We start from the raw sequence: 19,116 nt of genomic DNA, 5'->3' as shown, positions 1-19,116 counted from the left end.
CAAAAAAAAGGCGCCAGCCGGTGATTCGGTGGCGCCTTTTTTGTAGGTCAGCGGCTTAGAACTGGAAGTCGGCCTTCAGTTTTTTCTCGACCAGCTGATTCTTAAGCTTCGCGACCCTCGGAAGACCATCATCGAACGGCGGGAAGCTCTCGCCGTGAATCAGTGGCTCCAGGTAGTCGCGGCAATCTTGCGTGATGCCGTAGCCGTCATCCGTGATGTAATGGATCGGCATTTTCTTCTCCTGGTTGGCGACCTCGCTCAACGGCGCCTCACCAATGTGCCAGCGATAGGGGCGTGACTGTTCGCGCACAATCGTTGGCATCAGCGCCTGTTTACCAGCCAGCGCCATTTCCACGGCCACCTTGCCTACGGAGTAGGCCTGCTCTACGTCCGTGGCGGACGCAATGTGACGGGCACTGCGCTGCAGGTAATCGGCTACAGCCCAATGGTATTTGTGCCCAAGGGCCTGGCGTACCATGTTAGCCAGCGCTGGCGCGACACCGCCGAGCTGGGTATGACCGAAGGCATCCTTGGCGCCGGCGTCGGCCAGGAAGCGGCCGTCTTCATACTGGGCGCCTTCCGAGGCGACGACCACGCAGTAGCCGTACTCCTTGACACAGAAATCCACACGTTCAAGGAAGCGCTCACGCTCGAAGGGCACTTCCGGGAACAGGATTACGTGAGGCGGCTCGCCTTCACCTTTCCCGGCAAGGCCACCAGACGCCGCGATCCAGCCAGCGTGGCGCCCCATCACTTCCAGGATGAACACCTTGGTGGAGGTGTCGCACATGGAGCGAATGTCCAGGCTGGCTTCCAGGGTAGAGGTGGCGATGTACTTGGCCACCGAGCCGAAACCGGGGCAGCAGTCGGTGAAGGGCAGGTCGTTATCCACCGTTTTGGGTACGCCGATGCAGGTAATCGGATAGCCCATTTTTTCAGCAAGTTGGGACACCTTGTACGCGGTATCCTGGGAATCGCCGCCACCGTTGTAGAAGAAATAGCCGATGTCGTGAGCGCGGAACACCTCGATCAGGCGTTCGTACTCGCGTTTATTCTCGGAAAAGTTCTTCAGTTTATGGCGGCATGACCCGAACGCACCGCCCGGAGTGTGGATCAGCGCCTGGATATCCTCATCGCTTTCGAGGCTGGTATCAATCAGTTCCTCTTTGAGCGCGCCGATGATCCCGTTACGCCCGGCGTACAACTTACCGATCTGATCGGGGTGCTTGCGGGCGGTCTGGATAACCCCGCAGGCACTGGCGTTAATGACGGCGGTCACACCGCCTGATTGGGCATAGAATGCGTTTCTGGTGGCCATTTCCGGCTGGTGCCTCCTGCAGTTTCATCGAGTGCGGCAGATGATACGCCAATCGCTTTTTTTTTTCATGACATCAAACGTCATAAGGAACGCTTGACGACCCGCATTCTATACGGGACGCTTTGCAGGTTTCATTTAAGAGGTCGATAACCGAATGCACATCCATATCCTGGGAATCTGTGGCACCTTCATGGGCAGTCTGGCGGTACTGGCGAGGGAGCTGGGGCACACCGTGACGGGCTCCGATCAGGGGGTTTACCCGCCCATGAGTACCCAGTTGGAGGCCCAGGGAATCGGGTTAATGGAAGGTTACGATTCTGACAACCTCAAGCCTCAGCCGGACCTGGTTCTGGTGGGCAACGCCATGTCCCGGGGCAACCCGGAGGTGGAAGCGGTTCTTAATCAGAATATTGATTACATGTCCGGCCCGGAATGGCTCGCGCGGGAGGTTCTGCGTCATCGCTGGGTGCTGGCGGTCGCCGGAACCCATGGCAAAACCACCACAACCGCCATGTTGTTGTGGATCCTGGAGCAGGCCGGGTTGGAACCGGGCTATCTGATAGGTGGGGTCCCCAATGATTTCCCGGTTTCGGCACGGTTGGGGAGTAGCGACTTTTTCGTTATTGAGGCCGATGAATACGACAGCGCCTTCTTCGATAAGCGCTCCAAGTTTGTCCACTATCGTCCCCATACCCTGATCCTCAACAATCTCGAGTTTGATCACGCGGATATTTTTGACAACGTTGAAGCCATCGAGCGTCAGTTCCATCATCTGGTCAGAACGGTGCCGTCCCGTGGGTTGATTGTGCGCCCGGCCCTGGATGCCCATCTTGATCGGGCGTTGGAACTTGGCTGCTGGAGCAGCGTGCAGGCTACCTCTGTGGGCAGCGAAGTGCCCTATATGGCCGACTGGCGGGCGGAGCTGTTGGCTGAGGATGGCAGTCGATTCATGGTGGTGCACCACGAACAGCCGGTGGCTTCAGTCAGTTGGTCTCAAACCGGCCTGCACAACGTGCGCAACGCCCTCGCGGCCATCGCAGCAGCCCGCCATGTGGGTGTTACCCCGGACCATGCCGTGGCGGCGCTGTGCCGCTTTTCGGGCGTCAAACGCAGGATGGAGCTGCTTGCGGATGTTGGTGGTGTCTGTGTCTACGACGACTTTGCCCATCATCCGACGGCCATCGCTACCACGCTGGAGGGCCTACGCCACAAGGTGGGCGATGAGACCATCCTTGCGCTGATCGAGCCACGCTCCAACACCATGCAGCAAGGTTTTCACCAGGAGAGCCTGCTGCCCAGTGCTGCAGCGGCGAATCAGGTATTCTGGGCCAATCTCAATGGCATGGACTGGTTGCCAGCATTAGTTGAGGGCCGTAGTCCCGAGTCGGCAACACCGGATCGCCATCGTGTCGGGGCCAGCGTTGAGGAACTGATCGGCCAGGTTCTGGATCAGGTATCCGGTCCCTGCCATATTGTCATTATGAGTAACGGCGGTTTTGGCGGTATTCACCAGAAGCTGATTGCCGAACTGGAACGCGAATCCGGCTGACGGGGCATCCTGCCTCCGCTATCCAATCAGGAAACTTCAGTTATGACGGCAGCGTCCGAAAAACAGCGGGTGATCAATCTGGCCTTTACCGGTGCCTCTGGCGCCCAGTACGGCTTGCGTTTGTTGCAGTGCCTGGTGGCGGCGAACTGCCGGGTGCATGTGATGGTCAGCAAGGCGGCACAGGTAGTGATCGCCACGGAAACCGATCTGAAATTACCGGGCAACACCGCCGCCATGCAGGAAGCGCTTGCCAGCTATGCCAGCGCCCGTCCGGGGCAGGTGCTGGTGTTCGGCCGTGAAGACTGGTTCGCCCCGCCGGCTTCTGGTTCGGGTGAAAAAGCCCCGTTGGTGATTTGTCCCTGCAGTACCGGCACCCTGTCTGCCCTGGCCACCGGCGCCAGTAACAACCTGATCGAGCGCGCCGGAGATGTCGCCCTTAAAGAGCGGCGGCAATTGATCCTGGTGCCCCGGGAAGCGCCCTTTTCGGAAGTGCACCTGGAAAACATGCTGCGCCTGACCCGCATGGGGGCGGTCATCATGCCGGCCAGTCCGGGGTTCTATCATAGGCCGAATTCCGTGAGTGACCTGGTGGATTTCATCGTTGCCCGACTTCTGGATCACCTGGGCCTGCCCCAGGATCTGATGCCGCGCTGGGGCGAGGAGAGGGCGAAGGCGAAACAGCCCGACTGAACCGATGGGCGATGGTTTTGGTCAGCCCGATTGATGCTTTTCATCATTGAGCGAAAACGCCGCGCCCCCGAGACTTGGTGAACGACAACCACAACACAGTCATTCACCGAGGTACACCATGATTCCACGCACAGTCTTTGACGCCGACCTTGACGGCTTCCGGGATTCCGTCCGCAAGTTTCTGCAACAGGAAGCGGCGCCCTACCATGAACAGTGGGAGAAAGATGGCCAGGTCAGCCGGGAGCTCTGGAAGAAGGCCGGCGAACTTGGTTTCCTCTGCCCGACCATGCCGGAAGAATACGGCGGCGTAGGCGCGGACTTCCGCTACAGCGCTGTCATCATGGAGGAGGTGTCCAGGGCGGGCCTGTCCGGCATCGGCTGGACATTGCATTCCGACATCGTTGCCCCCTATATCCTCAATTACGGCTCCGAAGAACAGAAACAGTATTACCTGCCGAAACTGGCAACCGGCGAAATGATCGGTGCCATCGCCATGACCGAGCCGGGCGCAGGTTCCGACTTGCAGGGGGTGAAAACCACGGCGGTGAAAAACGCTTCTGGCGACCATTACGTACTCAATGGCTCCAAGACCTTTATTACCAACGGCCAGCTGGCGGACCTGGTGATCGTGGTGGCCAAAACCGATCCGAAAGAAGGCGCCAAGGGCACCAGCCTGTTGTTGGTGGAAACCGCCTGGGAAGGGTTCGAGAAAGGGCAGAACCTGAATAAGGTGGGGATGAAAGCGCAGGACACCTCCGAGCTGTTCTTCCAGGACGTTCAGGTGCCTGCGGATAAGCTTTTGGGATCAATGGAAGGCCAGGGCTTCTTCCAACTGATGGCGGAGTTGCCGGCGGAGCGCCTGCAGGTGGGCCTGACCGCCGTCGCCGCTGCGGAAGCCGCGTGGGAGTGGACGCTGGATTACGTGAAGGAGCGCAAGGCGTTCGGCAAACCGGTGATAGCGTTCCAGAATACCCGCTTCAAAATGGCGGAGATGAAGGCGGAAATCACCGCTGCCCGCGTCTTCTGTGACCGTTGTCTGGAACTGCACCTGGAAAAGAAGCTGGATATTCCAACGGCAGCCATGCTGAAACAGCATACCACCGACCTGCAGTGCAAAGTCATGGACGAGTGCGTGCAGCTTCACGGCGGCTACGGCTACATGTGGGAGTATCCCATCGCCCGCGCCTGGGCGGACTCGCGGGTACAGCGTATCTACGCCGGCACCAATGAGATCATGAAAGAGATTGTTGCGCGCTCGTTCTAGTAGGCGCTTGTGCCCGTTAGCGCGCCGCAGGGACAGCTCCCGCGGCGCGTTTTCGTTACCTAAGTTTACAAATTGCCAAACCTATCAAGGTTCCCCCCGGCAACATCCCCTACAGTAGCGGCACAACCTCTAACAAGGACAATGGTTGCCGCGATGAAACGTCTGCTCTCCTTTACAGTTGCCCTGTTCACGCTGGCCCTTGCCGGTTGCGGCGAGGAATCCGACAAGTCACCGGTCGATGGCCGTGACTTTGACGCCGAGGATTACAGCGAGCCCGAGCCCTATACAGGCCGGGTGATTGACGGCTACCTGCGCAATGCCAGGGTGTGGCTGGACATGGACGGTGACAGCCAATACACGCCGGGCCCGATGACCTTTGAAAACAGCGCCGGCACGGAAATAACCCTGCGGGACGGAGAGCCTACCGCGTTAACGGGAGAAGGTGGCGTCTTCTCGCTGGATACTGCGGAACTGGTGCAGGACCCGTCCATATCCCCGGATATCGATCCCAGGGACTTTCCGCTGTTTGCCGTGGTGCTGCCTGGCCAGACCATGGAGCAGACCCGCATCGGGGAAGTGGTGCTGGAAGACGCCTACCTGCTTAGTGCGCCACCTGGCGTGCGCAATGTCACGCCATTGAGCCACCTGGTGCGGCAGCGCCGCCTGATTGGGTTGCAGGATCTTTCGGTCATCAGTACCGATCTGTCTGATGCTCTCGGCAACGTGAACCTGGTCAGTAACTATATCCGGTCCGGTGATCACCGTGCTCACGCATACGCCCGCGCCTTCGCACGCTTCATGGCCAGCCAGTTCCCGCCGGAGTACGCCAATCTCCTGCGCAATGGTGACGGACGTGAACGCTACCTGAGTGAAGAGGCGGTGTATCTTCTGGGTATATCCTTTGCCCGCAATGCCCTCGAGGTGGTTCAGGTGGTTGATGCCGCTGCCTCCCAAGGCAATTACGAGAACATCAACATTGATGAACTGGAATTGCCGGAAGTGCCGGTTGAGCTGGACGATCCGGTTATCCTTGAGCGCCAGACAGTTCTCGCCCGGGGGGAGGGGAGCGAGTTGCCGGCCACAATGTCTAACCTCAGCGTGTCCGCTGAACTGGAGTTCGACTACTCGGAAGATGGCCGGTTAACGGCTGTGACGGCAAACGGGTGCATGATGCCGTCAATGAGAGAGATGGCCCGCTTGATCAATGCCCGTGGCAGAATCGCCGATACCGATGTGCAGTGGATGCCTTCGATATCATTGTCCCAGGAGAGTGCCAGCTACCATGAGGTTGAAGGGGCCGATGAGCGGCTGACATTCAACTGGCAGGACCGTACCGCGACGTTCGAAACCACCACCACCTGCCATCCTGGACTTGCGTCGTCCTCGGCATTGGGTGGCCCGCCGGCGATCCGTTACGGGTGGACCATGGCGGATGCCCGGGTGGATTCCCTGACGGCAACTTCCGATAGCAAGACGGAAGTTCTGCGCCCCGACTATCAGTTCGCCAACGATGCCTTTTTCGGTTTCACGCGTTCCGTCGATGGCGTGAACGAGGAGATTGTGGCGCTCACGAGTAGTGTCCAATCCTGCGAGGGGGATATTGATCCCGAGGATGTCGATGCGGCCCAGGTAGTGTCTGCTCAGCAGCCTTTCACGGTCACCGGCAGTATCACACTGCCGGACGAGTTCACCTCGCCAGCGCTAGAGTTCGATACTCGCAATGACCGTTTCCGGCCGCTACGGTTTGGCTTCCTGGATGAAGAAATGAGCTCCACGCCAGGGGTCAGCAATACAGAAGGGTTTGACTGGGCGTTCTACTACCCGTTCGACAATTCCAGCGAGTTCGTGGCGGACCAGCCCAACCTGATCAACATCGCCTACCTGAATCGCCATGGCGGCAGCCGGGCCTGCGGGCGGGAGTTCGAAAGAGCGCCCTCTGCGGCCTATGCCCGGGTGAGCTATACCTATCAACGACTTTCGGAATACTTGTCGGGATTGGTGGAGTAGGGCCTGTTGCGCGCGAGGTGGCTATTCGCGAACGTGTGCAGAGTCATGCGTTTGCGAGCGCAGGTTTGTTGCGACATGTGCTTATAAAGGTGTCGAATTCGTAACACTTCCTGAGGGAGGAAGTGGTGCCGAGGAGAGGACTTGAACCTCCACGGGGTTGCCCCCACTAGCACCTGAAGCTAGCGTGTCTACCAATTTCACCACCTCGGCAGGTGATTTGCAGTCTCTCCGGTGGGCATTCAAACGTTTTACTTCGTTGAATTTCCGGGCTTTCTGCCGCAGCTTCGGGCATTGCCGTCAACCGATGGCGCGTACTTTAATCATTCGGAAAAAGCCTGTCAAATATTTTTTGTCCTGCCAGCGCCGGTTTTTATGCCTATTTTAGGCGGTCGGTTAGGCAGGTGGGTGCTGGCGGCGTTATACTTCTTTGCAAACGTAATATAACGATTGATTTCCAACAGGGAAGTCAGACTAAGGATACGAATGGTTTCCAGAAAGAAGACGGACAAAGACCCACATGCGCAGCGTGAGGCCAGCAAATACGACAACCCGATTCAAAGCCGGGAATTCATTCTCGACCATCTGAAGGAACGGGGAGCGCCGGCCACTCACGAAACTCTGTGTGGCGAGTTGGGGCAGCAGTCCGAGGAGGGCATCGAAGCCCTGCGTCGCCGGCTGATTGCCATGTGCCGGGACGGACAGTTGATCTGTAATCGTCGGGGAGCCTACCTGCCCATTGAAGAGGCGGATCTGGTCACCGGCCGTGTCACTGGCCATAAGGATGGATTTGGTTTTCTGATCCCGGATGACGGCGGATCGGATCTTTTCCTGACAGCTCGCCAGATGCGCCAAGTCTTCCACGGTGACCGCGTTGCCGCCCGGGTGGATCGGGTGGATGATCGTGGTCGTCGCGAAGGGGTGATAGTAGAAGTGCTGGAGTATCGCACCCATCAAACCGTTGGTCGTCTGTTTCAGGAAAGCGGCATCTCCTTTGTGGTTCCGGAGAACGCCCGTATCAACCACGAAGTATTGATTCCCGCAGAGCAAATTAATGACGCGCGGCACGGCCAATACGTTGTGGTCGACATTATGCGTCAGCCTACCGTACGTACCCAGCCGACGGGAAAGGTGGTGGAAGTGCTTGGCGAGCACATGGCGCCGGGTATGGAAATCGATGTGGCCATCCGTTCCTACGATATCCCTCACAGTTGGCCGCCGGCCTTAGGCGAGCAGATTGCCGGCATTGCCGATGAGGTGACCGAAAAGGACAAGCAGAATCGGGTGGATATCCGCAATCTGCGCCTGGTGACCATTGATGACGAAACCGCCCGGGACTTTGACGACGCGATCTATTGTGAGCCGCGCCCGCGCGGTGGCTACCGTCTGCTGGTGGCGATTGCGGACGTATCTCATTATGTGCGTCCTGGCTCTCCGCTGGATGAAGAAGCGATTAACCGTGGCAACTCAGTGTATTTTCCGGATCACGTGGTGCCCATGTTGCCGGAAAAGCTGTCCAATGGCCTGTGCTCCCTGAACCCGGGTGTGGATCGGCTCTGCATGGTGGCGGACATGACCATCAGTGCCAACGGCAGCGTCAGTGGCTACACCTTCTATCAGGCGGTGATGCACAGCCACGCGCGACTGACCTATAACAAGGTCAGTGACATGCTTGAACGGCCGGATTCCGAGCCGGGATACCGGTTGTCAGAACAGTACGCTCACGTGCTGCCGCACCTGCACAATCTCTACAACCTCTACAAATTGCTGCGCAGAGCCCGGACAGAGCGCGGTGCCATCGATTTTGAGACCACGGAAACCCGGGTCATATTCGACGCCAATCGCAAAATCGAGGAAATCGTTCCGGTTAAGCGCAACGACGCCCACAAGATCGTCGAGGAATGTATGCTCGCCGCCAACGTGGCGACGGCGCGATTCCTCAAAAAGCACAAGGTGCCTTCACTGTACCGGGTGCACGATGGCCCATCCGAGGAGCGCCTCAATGCGGTGCGGCTTTTCCTGGGCGAGCTGGGGTTGCAGCTGGGGGGTGGAGACAAGCCAACCTCCGCTGATTATCAGGCGCTGTTGTCCAGCATTGCAGACCGTTCCGACGCCAATGTCATCCAGACGGTGATGCTGCGCTCTTTGAGCCAGGCCGTCTATAGCCCGGATGAGGGTGGCCATTTCGGCCTGGGGTTTACCAGTTATGCCCACTTCACCTCGCCGATCCGCCGTTATCCGGACCTGATCGTGCATCGCGGTATCAAGTCCGTGATTCACGGCGAAGACGACAGCAAAGACGTGTCGGTGCCGCCCAAGCGTGACCCGGAACTGGCGGATTACCCTTATGACCTGCCCAGAATGCATCAACTGGGTGAGCACTGCTCGATGACCGAGCGCCGCGCCGACGACGCAACGCGGGACGTCATGGCCTGGCTCAAATGCGAATACCTCAAGGATCACGTGGGCGAGGAGTACGATGGCGTGATTGCAGCCGTTGTGCCTTTCGGGTTCTTTGTGGAGCTTTCCGGAGTTTACATTGAGGGCCTGGTGCACGTGTCTACCCTCAGTGGTGACTACTTCCATCATGATGCTGCCAAACACCGCCTGATCGGCGAGCGTACCGCTATGAGCTTCCGGTTGGGCGACGAGGTCCGCGTGAAGGTAATGCGTGTGGGCATGGAAGACCGCAAGGTGGACCTGGAGCTGGTGAGCGAGCCACAGCATCGCCAGGCAGACAGGGATGCGCTGGAAGTCACCAAGCGAGAGCCGCGGGATAAGGGCAAGGGCAAAGGTAAGGGGCGAGGTAAGGGTGGCAAAACCACCGCTGGCCGTGCCCCAGGAGCTGGCCGGGAGAAGGCTGGTGATGCGGCCGCCAAACCCCGCCGCAGGAAAGCGACTGGTTCAAAGCCCTCTGGCAAATCGGGGGCGTCCGACGCGGTCACGCCAACGTTCGATGATGATGGCGAAATGTCGGCCCGTGACAAGCTGGTGGCGGAAGCGGCCAAGCTTGCACTGGGTAAGGGCAAGAGCAAGAAGTCGCCGGCTAAAACCGCCGGCGCTGACAAGAAACGAAAGCCCCGAAAGTCAGGAAAATAGGCCGTGTCTGAAGAGTACATTTTTGGCTGGCATGCGGTTGAGGCCGTCCTCAAACGTGAGCCGGAGCGTTTACAGCAGGTGTGGATCCAGACTGGCCGCGAAGATCGCCGTGTCAAAACGGTAACGGAAACTCTGAATGAGCTTGGAGTCCGTTGGCAGGTGGTTCATCGCAAGGAACTGGATCAGCGCGTAGCCGGCGTGCATCAGGGTGTTGTGGCCGCGGTTTCCGAAAGCCGTGAATGGAGTGAGGACGATCTCCTGGCCATGCTGTCAGGGTCTGACAAGCCGCCGTTTCTGTTGATCCTGGATGGGGTTACCGATCCCCATAACCTGGGCGCCTGCCTGCGAACCGCTGATGCCGTGGGTGTCCAGGCTGTGGTCGTGCCCAAGGATAAGTCTGCGTCGTTGTCGCCGACCGTCAGGAAAGTGGCCTGTGGCGCGGCTGAAACCGTACCTCTGGTACGTGTCACCAATCTTGCGCGGTTTATGCGTACGATCAGGGATGATGGCGTCTGGCTCATTGGCACCGCCGGCGAGGCGGACAATACCCTGTATCAAGCGGATTTTACCGGCCCGGTCGCTCTGGTAATGGGTGCCGAGGGCAAAGGTATGCGGCGCCTGACCCGGGAACACTGTGATCTGTTGATCAATATCCCCATGCTTGGCCACGTGGACAGTCTCAATGTGTCGGTGGCCACCGGCGCCTGCCTTTACGAAGCCTTGCGTCAACGGCTTGCATAGTATCAGCCACGCGCCTAGAATACGTGACCCCCTTTTCAGGGGGCGGTGTTGTATTGCCTGAAATCCTGGTGATCAGTATCGGCTTTTTGAACAGGCTTTATACGTAATGTCTTGTTGGTAAAAGCAAAAAGAAGCCGGCAGCTTTGCCTGCCACCTCCTTGCTTCCTGCATTTGCCCTGTTTGTTGAAACCGGCGCCTGTGCTGGAGGCTGTTCAAACCGTAGGGAGAACTCATGCGTCACTACGAAATCGTATTTATGGTACACCCGGATCAGAGCGAGCAGGTGCCCGCGATGATCGAGCGCTATACCGGCGTCATCAATGAAGATGGCGGCAAGGTACATCGCCTGGAAGATTGGGGCCGTCGTCACCTGGCTTATCCGATCAACAAGATCCACAAGGCTCACTACGTTCTGATGAACATTGAATGTTCACAGGCAGCGATGGACGAGCTGACTCACAACTTCCGTTTCAACGATGCCATCATCCGCGACATGATCCTGCGCCGCGATGGTGCCGACATCGAACTGTCCCCGATGAAAGCTTCCGAGTCCCGTGAAGACCGTCGTGGCGGCGATGATCGTCCGCGTCGTTCAGCCGAATCTGACGAGCCACGTCAGCAGGCTGAAACCCAGGACGAAGAAGAGTAAAACCATCACCGGAGTTGAGGAGTTAAGTTATGGCTCGTTTTTTCAGACGTCGTAAGTTCTGCCGCTTCACGGCAGAAGGTGTTAAAGAGATCGATTACAAGGATCTGGACACCCTGAAAGGTTACATCACTGAAACCGGCAAGATCGTGCCCAGCCGTATTACCGGCACCAAGGCACGCTATCAGCGTCAGCTGGCTACCGCTATCAAGCGTGCCCGCTACCTGGCACTGCTGCCGTATTCGGACAGCCACGATAACTAAGTAACAGAATAAACAGGACCCGGGACCATGCGTGCACTGGCACAGTTTGTAATGCGCGGTCCTCTGCAGGCAGGCGGGGTGGCAGCAGTTACCACTGCAATACCCTTGTTGTTCTGGATAGGTGCGGCGGTTATTGGCCTGGTCATTCTCAGACTGGGTATCAGCCAGGGGCTTAGTATTGGTCTCTGGGCATTGCTTCCGGCACTCGGCTGGAGCTGGTTCGGGCAGGACCCGACGGCACTGGTGGTGTTGCTTCAGGCAATGTTAATGGCGTCCATCCTGAGAATAACCCTGTCCTGGGAGAAAGCGCTGCTCGCAGGCAGTTTCCTGGGGATTGTGACAGGCTTGATGTTGCCCTTGGTGTACCCGGATCTATTGAACGATCTGGTGCAGGCCGGGGTGAGATTTTACGAAGAGTACAACGCCGAAATCGCCAGTAGTCTTGGCAGTGAGCTGGAAACAGTCATTCGGCAAACCATGAATGCGAGCATGGCGGGCACCTACCTGGTAATCGGGGTGTGCATGACCATGCTGGCAAGATCCTGGCAGGCCGGGTTGTACAACCCCGGCGGATTCCGGACCGAGTTTCACTCGCTCCGGCTGTCACCGGCAATCGCGGTTATTTGTGTGATTACCATGGTGGCAGGGCCCGTTCTCGGGTTGAATTCCATGTTGCTGGGCTGGGTTGGAGGTTTGCCGCTGTTTGTGGCGGGCCTGGCCCTGGTTCATGGCGTTGTCGGTCGTAAGAATCTGAGTGGTCAGTGGTTGGTGCTGTTCTACCTGGCGCTGGTACTGCTTGGTCCAAGCCTGATGATTCTGTTGGTAGTTCTGGCTTTTGTGGATAGCTGGCTGGATATCCGGAGGCGAATGAAGCCCTCCGGCCCGGCTGAATAAAGCACGAAGAGGTTAACGAGATGGATGTTATTCTGCTCGAAAAAGTAGCAAACCTTGGTTCACTGGGTGACAAGGTCAAGGTAAAGGCCGGTTACGGTCGTAATTTTCTGCTGCCTTATGGCAAGGCTGTTGCGGCAACCGCTGACAACCTGAAAGCGTTCGAAGAGCGCCGTGCAGAGCTGGAAAAAGCGGCAGCTGAGAAGCTGTCTGCAGCTCAGGCTCGTGGCGAAGCTCTGGAAGGCGCCTCAGTCACCATTACCTCCAAGGCTGGTGAAGAAGGCAAGCTGTTCGGCTCCATCGGTGTGCGTGACATCGCAGATGCGATTACCGCCGCTGGTACCGACGTTGAGAAAAGTGAAGTTCGTCTGCCCGAAGGCCCGCTGCGTGTGGTTGGCGAGTACGAGATCGAGCTTCAGCTGCACTCTGACGTAACCGTTCACATTAACCTGGCCGTTGTGGCCGAGTAAATTGACGGTTTAGTCTGAACATCGGGTTACTACCCGGTGGCAGCCATACAGGCCCGGAATCCATTCAGGTGGATTCCGGGCCTGTTGCTTTCTGGTGTATGATTTGTGTTTTCCGTAGCTCTCCCATCGCATCGACAATCCCCGTAAACTGTCACGGATGTGATGCCTAGACGAAGACGTTTCCATGGCCAACCCGAATTTCAAACCGGTAAACAGCGACCCTGAGACCAGCCGAATCAAGGTTCCACCTCATTCCGTGGAGGCCGAACAGGCGGTGCTTGGTGGCCTGATGCTGGACAATCGCCGATTTGATGAGATCTCGGAGATCATTTCCGCTGGCGACTTTTACCGTCAGGATCACCGCCTCATTTTTGGTGCTGCCGAGCGACTGGCGGGCGAGAGCGAACCGCTCGATGTTGTCACACTGACTGAATTCCTGGAGCGTGCCGGTGATATCGAAGACGCGGGTGGGCTTTCCTATCTGGCAGAACTGGCCGAGAAAACCCCCGGTGCCGCCAATATCCGCGCTTATGCCGAGATTGTGCGGGAGCGCTCTATCCTGCGACAACTGGTGCAGGTGTCCGGGCAGATATCCGATTCGGCGTTTAACCCCCAGGGCCGGAACAGCAACGAGATCCTGGACGAAGCCGAGCGCAACGTCTTCCAGATCGCCGAATCGCGGGTCAAGGAAGGTTCCGGTCCCCAGGCCATCAACCCGATTCTCACCAAGGCCCTCAGTCGCATTGAGGAGCTGTTCGAGTCCGGCGAGACTACAACGGGTCTGACAACGGGCTTCAAGGACCTGGATGAGTGGACGTCGGGAATGCAGCCCTCGGATCTGTTGATCGTGGCGGGGCGACCGTCCATGGGTAAGACCACCTTTGCCATGAACATCGTCGAGAACGCCTTGATAAGCACCGGCGCGCCGATTCTGGTGTTCAGCATGGAAATGCCGGCGGATGCGCTGGTCATGCGTATGCTGTCGTCCCTGGGGCGAATTGATCAGAGCCGGATTCGTAGCGGTAAGCTTGAAGAGGACGATTGGCCCAGGCTGACGTCCGCGGTGAGTCTGCTGAAAGACAAACCGCTCTATATCGACGACACGCCTGGTCTGAGCCCAACCGAAATGCGTTCCCGGGCTCGCCGTATTGCCCGGGAGAACGAAGGCAAGCTTGGTCTGATCATGGTGGATTACCTCCAGTTGATGCGGGTGCCCGGTAACACCGAGGGCCGGACCGCTGAGATTTCCGAGATCTCCCGTTCCCTGAAAGGGATCGCCAAGGAGCTCAGTTGCCCGGTCGTGGCGCTTTCGCAGCTGAACCGGAGCCTGGAGCAGCGGCCGAACAAGCGCCCGGTAAACTCTGACTTGCGGGAATCCGGCGCCATCGAGCAGGACGCGGACGTGATCATGTTTGTCTATCGGGATGAGGTCTACAACGAAGACACCTCCGACAAGGGCATTGCCGAAATCATCATCGGTAAGCAACGTAACGGCCCCATTGGCACCGTGCGACTGGCCTTCATCGGCAAGTACACCAAGTTCGAGGATCTGGCCCACGGCGATTACGGAGGGGATTATTAATGCCACGGAAGACCGTTGCCCGTATTGATGCCCGTGCCCTCCGCCACAACTATCGCCTCGCCTGCCGGCTGGCCAGCCCGGCCCGCGCAATGGCTGTTATCAAGGCCGATGGCTATGGCCATGGTATCCGTGAAGTCGCACGGGCCCTGGCGAGCGACGCACCCAAGTTTGCTGTTGCCTGTCTGGAAGAGGCCCTGGCGATCCGGGAGGCCGGTGTTGACCATCCTGTGGTGTTGTTGCAGGGCATGCACAGTGCCGAGGATGTCGCGACGTGTGTTCGCGAAGGTTTTGAAGTGGTGGTCCACAGTCGTTATCAGTTGGACTGGTTGGCGCAGGCTGGTGAGACGCCGACGGTCTGGGTGAAAGTGAATACCGGCATGAATCGGCTTGGTTTCGCGCCGGGCGTGTTGGCCGATGTTATGGCACGACTGGGTACCATTGCTGCGGCGGAGAAGGTGGCGGGTTTCGTAACGCACTTTGCCTGCGCGGACGATATCTCCAGCGATGGCACTGACCAGCAGACGCGGATATTCAGTGAAGCAGTGGTGGACTGGCCAAAACTTGAGAAAAGCGCGTCAAATTCTGCCGCCCACTTTCTCCCCGCCCAGCCGTCGTTTGACTGGACCCGCCCCGGCATCATGCTTTATGGCGCCTCCCCGACCTTGGGCAAGACCGGCCCAGAGCTGGGTCTGGAAGCGGTGATGACACTGGAAGCCCCTTTGACCGCAGTGCGAACGCTAAAGCCGGGAGAGTCCGTGGGCTATGGCTACAGCTGGACCGCGACCCGGGAAACACGAATGGGGATTGTGGCCATTGGCTATGGTGATGGCTATCCTCGCCATGCCGGTACGGGCACTCCGGCGTGGGTCGGCGGTAACCGCATACGCCTGATTGGCAGGGTGTCCATGGACATGCTGGCCGTGGACCTGACGGGTGCCCCAAACGCCTGTCCTGGCGACTCTGTGGAGCTCTGGGGCCGGCATGTCAGTGTGGATGAAGTGGCGCAACACGCCGGTACCATTGGCTACGAACTGCTAACGGGTATTACAGCCCGGGTGCCCAGGCTGTACGAAAATTCGGGAAACGCTGCAGCAGGGTAGGTGATCAGGAAGCGGGTTCCGGCTCGTGGATGATTTCCTCGATGAAGTCGAGAATCGCGGCCAGGCTGCGGTCGTCCAGTTTCTTAAGGACTTTGTGGACAACCATCTTGCTGCCTTTGAGCATGCTGCTGATGCCCATTCTGGCCATACCCATCAGCATGCTGCTGGCGTTGAGTCGGCGCAGGGGTTCCAGGAAAAAGAAATCCAGACCGTTGTCGGTCATCTCGACAATCAGTTCGAACAGTTTGTCGATGGCTTCCTTATCTGCCTTTCCCCGCTCCCGCAGCTCATTGACGGTGTAAAGTGCGCGGGTCCGGAGCTCATCCGGTATGGGTGCAACGATATGGCTTTGTTGTTTCAGCATGTGTGATCCTGTTGTTGTATGCTCGTCAGGTCTGCTCAGTACTTCGACACGTATTCTATGGGGTGTACTTCGCGTGCCATTGGCTCGAACGTTATCGGGTGTCCGTCATATCAGTGATATCCCGTGTATACGTTCCAACAGACTGTGGGAACGATTACAGTGTGTTTAAGGTATACAAACAACTGCATACAGATTAAACGGCAACGGTACTGTCACCCGTTGCGAAGAAAGACATTGGAGGCGGTGAGCGCTCGTGCACGTTCTTGTTGTTCATGATTATGGCCCATTAGGGCGGGTATTGCTGGAGCGTCTGAGGGACACCTCGCTCCACGTCAGCCCGCTGCTGATCAGCGAGCTTGAAACCGCGGACCTTTCGGCGCTGGAAGGCTGGATTCCCGACGACACCGACTTGATCGTGAATGCGCTTTGGCTGGCGGACCCTGAAAGTGCGGAGAGGAACCCCGAATTGGCCCACAAGGCGTCGTTTTCGTTGCCCGTGGCGCTGGCCGAGCATGCCTGTGAGCGCAATATCGCGTTGCTGCAGTTGTCGTCTTCCTATGTGTTCGACGGCCGAAAGCAGAGCGCCTACATTGCCTCCAATCCCGGTCAGCCCTGTAACGAGCTGGGTAACTGGCAATGGGAATGCGAGCAGGCGCTGAGAACGCTGTTACCTCGGCATATCCTGCTGAGGACGGGCTGGAGCCTGGGTCGCTTTATCCGCAAGGTGCAGTCCGTTGCCGCAGGGTCCGACACCATCAAGTTACCCGGCAAATGCCGTGGGCAACCTGTGACTGTCAGTGATCTTGCCCGGGTGATGACCGCGATTGTCCAGCAGATAGACTGTGGCGCGGAGGTGTGGGGCACCTATCAGTACGCCGGCGCGGAAGACATCACACTCTACGAGTTGGGGCTTGCAATCACCGGTTTGAGCGGCATTCCCGATGGTATCCGGGTGGTGGATGAAACGCCCGCATGGGCAACCCTTGAGCCCGCGAACGCCACCATGATCTGCACCAAGATCCGTAACACCTTTGGCGTCAAGCAGCTCCCGTGGCGTTCGGGGTTGGCCGAGGAGCTGGAACTGCTGTCGCTGAACGGCGGCAAGGAACTCACTGACGAACCCATAAGCTAGGGTCGTCAGGGAATCAGACTTTTCCGAATATCAGCGATGCATTGGTGCCGCCGAACCCGAAGCTGTTGGACATCACTGTATTCAGTGGCGCCGCTTTGGAATCAGGCCCCACGACCGGCATTCCGGCAATGGTGTCATCCAGGTTTGTCAGGTTTTTAGTGCCGGCAATAAATCCATTCTGCAGCATGATCAGGGAATAGATCGCTTCATGAACACCCGATGCCCCCAAAGAGTGGCCGGATAGGGACTTTGTGGACGAAATCTGCGGTACTTTGTCACCGAAGACATTTCGTACTGCCTTCATTTCCGCCACATCGCCTACCGGCGTGCTGGTGCCATGCGCATTGATGTAGTCCACCGGTGTTTCAACCGTGGACAGCGCCTGTTGCATGCAACGCATGGCGCCCTCGCCAGAGGGGGCGACCATGTCGTGTCCGTCGGACGTTGCGCCATAACCGGTCAGCTCTGCAATAATGGGGGCACCGCGCTTGAGGGCATGCTCAAGCTCTTCCATTACCACCATGCCGCCACCGCCTGCGATAACGAATCCATCACGGCCGGCGTCGAAGGGCCTGGATGCGGTTTCCGGGGCATCGTTATACTTGGTGGACAAGGCGCCCATGGCGTCGAACAGCATGGTCAGGCTCCAGTCCTCTTCCTCGCCACCGCCAGCGAATACAATGTCCTGCTTGCCAGACTGGATCTGCTCCGCAGCGTGGCCAATACAGTGGGCGCTGGTGGCGCAGGCGGACGACATGGAGTAGTTCACACCGCGAATTTTGAACGCGGTGGCCAGGCAGGCCGAGACGGTACTGGTCATGATCCGTGGCACCATGTAGGGCCCGATGCGTTTGACACCTTTTTCACGCATGATGTCGACGGCCTCCACCTGGCTGGCGCTGGACGCGCCGCCGGAGCCGGCAATCAAGCCGGTACGGTCATTGGAGACCAGATCGTCTGTCAATCGTGAGGACGCAATGGCCTGCTCCATGGCGAGGTAGCTGTACATCGCCGACTGGCCCATGAAGCGTCGGGTTTTACGGTCGATGACCGACGTATCCACATCAACAGAACCTGCCACCTGGCTGCGGAAGCCCATGTCACGATAGGTTTCATTGAACCGGATGCCCGATTTGCCGGCCTTGAGGCTTTCCAGCACCGCATCCGTGGAGTTGCCGAGGCAGGAAACAATGCCCATTCCGGTAACTACAACCCGTCTCATACTTTCCTCCTTAGCAGGGCCTGCACCGCGAACCGGGCCGGTCCCCTCTGTCTCTGACTATAACCATCAGTCTAGGCGCTTTGGCGCTGCGGCGATATTTGACCTTGGTAAGGTGCAAGAAGAGGCCAGGCGAGCCGGCATAGCCGTTACGTACAAGGCGGCGAACATGGACGTTGGTAAGATGGCGTTTATCAACAATAACCCGAGGGAGATTCACCGTGCGTTCACTGTCTCAATTTCTGCATGACTACGGCGACAGCCATCAGAACACCGTCAACCAGTGGGTCCATATTGCCTGCGTTCCGGCAATCCTGATATCAACACTGGGATTGTTCTGGCTGATACCGGTAGGCAGTTGGCTTGGCCTTTCTGGCTCTGGGGCCTATTGGGTCAACGGCGCCACGATTCTCGCGGGCTTGTCGGGTATCGTCTATCTGCGCTTGTCGCTTTGGGTGTTCGTATTGATGGCGGGCTGGTTTGTACTGTCTTTGTGGGCCATACAGAGTGTGCTGGCCAGTGGTCTGTCCCTGTTCTGGACCAGTCTTGTGGTCTGGATCGTTGCCTGGGCGGTCCAGGTGGTCGGCCATAAAATTGAAGGCAAGAAGCCGTCGTTCGTGGAAGACCTTGTGTTCCTGCTGATCGGGCCGATCTTCGTTAGCATCGAGCTTGCGGCGAAGCTGGGCATACCGGTACCTCATGCCCAAGGTGGCCATAACGGTGGGCGCCAGCCTCAGAGTCACTGAAACAAGGCTGCTTGAGGTATGCTTGCAGGGAAATGCAG

The 19,116-nt window shown here is 58.1% G+C and carries 17 protein-coding genes and 1 tRNA gene; 14 read left to right on the top strand and 4 right to left on the bottom strand.

Annotation, left to right across the window (positions count from 1 at the left end; genetic code table 11):
* Nucleotides 1–55: 55 nt before the first annotated feature.
* On the bottom strand, nt 56–1,318 hold the full coding sequence (locus B2590_RS02625) for a 6-phosphofructokinase (protein ID WP_036203882.1): 1,263 nt from the start codon (nt 1,316–1,318) through the stop codon (nt 56–58).
* Nucleotides 1,319–1,472: 154 nt separating this feature from the next.
* Here B2590_RS02625 and mpl point away from each other — a divergent pair, with 154 nt between their 5' ends.
* From mpl to B2590_RS02605, 4 genes are all read left to right on the top strand, one after another.
* Nucleotides 1,473–2,867: a UDP-N-acetylmuramate:L-alanyl-gamma-D-glutamyl-meso-diaminopimelate ligase gene (gene mpl / locus B2590_RS02620; protein WP_286810568.1), complete on the top strand. Its 1,395-nt coding sequence runs from the start codon at nt 1,473–1,475 to the stop codon at nt 2,865–2,867.
* A gap of 42 nt (nt 2,868–2,909) precedes the next feature.
* On the top strand, nt 2,910–3,557 hold the full coding sequence (locus tag B2590_RS02615) for a flavin prenyltransferase UbiX (protein ID WP_036203886.1): 648 nt from the start codon (nt 2,910–2,912) through the stop codon (nt 3,555–3,557).
* Nucleotides 3,558–3,675: 118 nt separating this feature from the next.
* Complete coding sequence (locus B2590_RS02610) at nt 3,676–4,821, top strand: acyl-CoA dehydrogenase family protein (RefSeq protein ID WP_036203889.1); 1,146 nt, start codon at nt 3,676–3,678, stop codon at nt 4,819–4,821.
* Between the two features lie 153 nt (nt 4,822–4,974).
* Nucleotides 4,975–6,828 carry a hypothetical protein gene (locus B2590_RS02605; protein ID WP_286810569.1) on the top strand — a complete coding sequence of 618 codons (1,854 nt, stop codon included), beginning with the start codon at nt 4,975–4,977 and terminating at the stop codon, nt 6,826–6,828.
* A gap of 123 nt (nt 6,829–6,951) precedes the next feature.
* Here B2590_RS02605 and B2590_RS02600 read toward each other — a convergent pair.
* Nucleotides 6,952–7,038: transfer RNA gene (locus B2590_RS02600), tRNA-Leu, on the bottom strand.
* Between the two features lie 273 nt (nt 7,039–7,311).
* Here B2590_RS02600 and rnr point away from each other — a divergent pair.
* From rnr to alr, 8 genes are all read left to right on the top strand, one after another.
* Entirely contained in the window at nt 7,312–9,924 is a 2,613-nt protein-coding gene (gene rnr, locus B2590_RS02595; RefSeq protein ID WP_286847831.1) for a ribonuclease R, read from the top strand.
* A 3-nt stretch (nt 9,925–9,927) separates the two neighbouring features.
* Nucleotides 9,928–10,665 carry a 23S rRNA (guanosine(2251)-2'-O)-methyltransferase RlmB gene (rlmB, locus tag B2590_RS02590; protein WP_286810571.1) on the top strand — a complete coding sequence of 246 codons (738 nt, stop codon included), beginning with the start codon at nt 9,928–9,930 and terminating at the stop codon, nt 10,663–10,665.
* A 232-nt stretch (nt 10,666–10,897) separates the two neighbouring features.
* A complete protein-coding gene (rpsF, locus tag B2590_RS02585; protein ID WP_036203898.1) occupies nt 10,898–11,314 on the top strand; it encodes a 30S ribosomal protein S6 in 417 nt (138 codons plus the stop codon).
* Between the two features lie 29 nt (nt 11,315–11,343).
* Nucleotides 11,344–11,574: a 30S ribosomal protein S18 gene (rpsR, locus tag B2590_RS02580; protein WP_007154918.1), complete on the top strand. Its 231-nt coding sequence runs from the start codon at nt 11,344–11,346 to the stop codon at nt 11,572–11,574.
* Nucleotides 11,575–11,601: 27 nt separating this feature from the next.
* On the top strand, nt 11,602–12,468 hold the full coding sequence (locus B2590_RS02575) for a hypothetical protein (RefSeq protein ID WP_036203901.1): 867 nt from the start codon (nt 11,602–11,604) through the stop codon (nt 12,466–12,468).
* 20 nt (nt 12,469–12,488) lie between these two features.
* The gene (rplI, locus tag B2590_RS02570; RefSeq protein WP_041333449.1) at nt 12,489–12,935 is read left to right on the top strand and encodes a 50S ribosomal protein L9; all 447 of its coding nucleotides are present in this window, start codon (nt 12,489–12,491) and stop codon (nt 12,933–12,935) included.
* A gap of 184 nt (nt 12,936–13,119) precedes the next feature.
* The gene (gene dnaB / locus B2590_RS02565; RefSeq protein ID WP_199448260.1) at nt 13,120–14,517 is read left to right on the top strand and encodes a replicative DNA helicase; all 1,398 of its coding nucleotides are present in this window, start codon (nt 13,120–13,122) and stop codon (nt 14,515–14,517) included.
* Nucleotides 14,517–15,617 (top strand): alanine racemase, encoded by a 1,101-nt coding sequence (gene alr, locus B2590_RS02560; protein ID WP_286810573.1) that lies wholly within the window; start codon nt 14,517–14,519, stop codon nt 15,615–15,617. Before dnaB ends, alr begins: the two co-directional genes overlap by 1 nt.
* A 4-nt stretch (nt 15,618–15,621) precedes the next feature.
* On the opposite strand, the gene B2590_RS02555 is transcribed toward alr, so the two are convergent.
* Nucleotides 15,622–15,981: a hypothetical protein gene (locus B2590_RS02555; RefSeq protein WP_286810574.1), complete on the bottom strand. Its 360-nt coding sequence runs from the start codon at nt 15,979–15,981 to the stop codon at nt 15,622–15,624.
* Between the two features lie 253 nt (nt 15,982–16,234).
* Here B2590_RS02555 and B2590_RS02550 point away from each other — a divergent pair, with 253 nt between their 5' ends.
* Nucleotides 16,235–17,113 (top strand): sugar nucleotide-binding protein, encoded by an 879-nt coding sequence (locus tag B2590_RS02550; protein WP_286810575.1) that lies wholly within the window; start codon nt 16,235–16,237, stop codon nt 17,111–17,113.
* A gap of 13 nt (nt 17,114–17,126) precedes the next feature.
* Here B2590_RS02550 and fabB read toward each other — a convergent pair whose 3' ends face one another.
* On the bottom strand, nt 17,127–18,335 hold the full coding sequence (fabB, locus tag B2590_RS02545; protein ID WP_286810576.1) for a beta-ketoacyl-ACP synthase I: 1,209 nt from the start codon (nt 18,333–18,335) through the stop codon (nt 17,127–17,129).
* Nucleotides 18,336–18,553: 218 nt separating this feature from the next.
* Here fabB and B2590_RS02540 point away from each other — a divergent pair, with 218 nt between their 5' ends.
* Nucleotides 18,554–19,078 (top strand): DUF962 domain-containing protein, encoded by a 525-nt coding sequence (locus B2590_RS02540; RefSeq protein WP_075194952.1) that lies wholly within the window; start codon nt 18,554–18,556, stop codon nt 19,076–19,078.
* The last annotated feature ends 38 nt before the right edge of the window (nt 19,079–19,116 follow it).

The sequence above is a fragment of the Marinobacter sp. UBA3604 genome (genome assembly GCF_002375325.1).
Lineage (GTDB): Bacteria > Pseudomonadota > Gammaproteobacteria > Pseudomonadales > Oleiphilaceae > Marinobacter > Marinobacter salarius.
The sequence above is the reverse complement of the archived record's forward strand: the minus strand, read 5'-3'. Positions and strand labels throughout refer to the sequence as shown.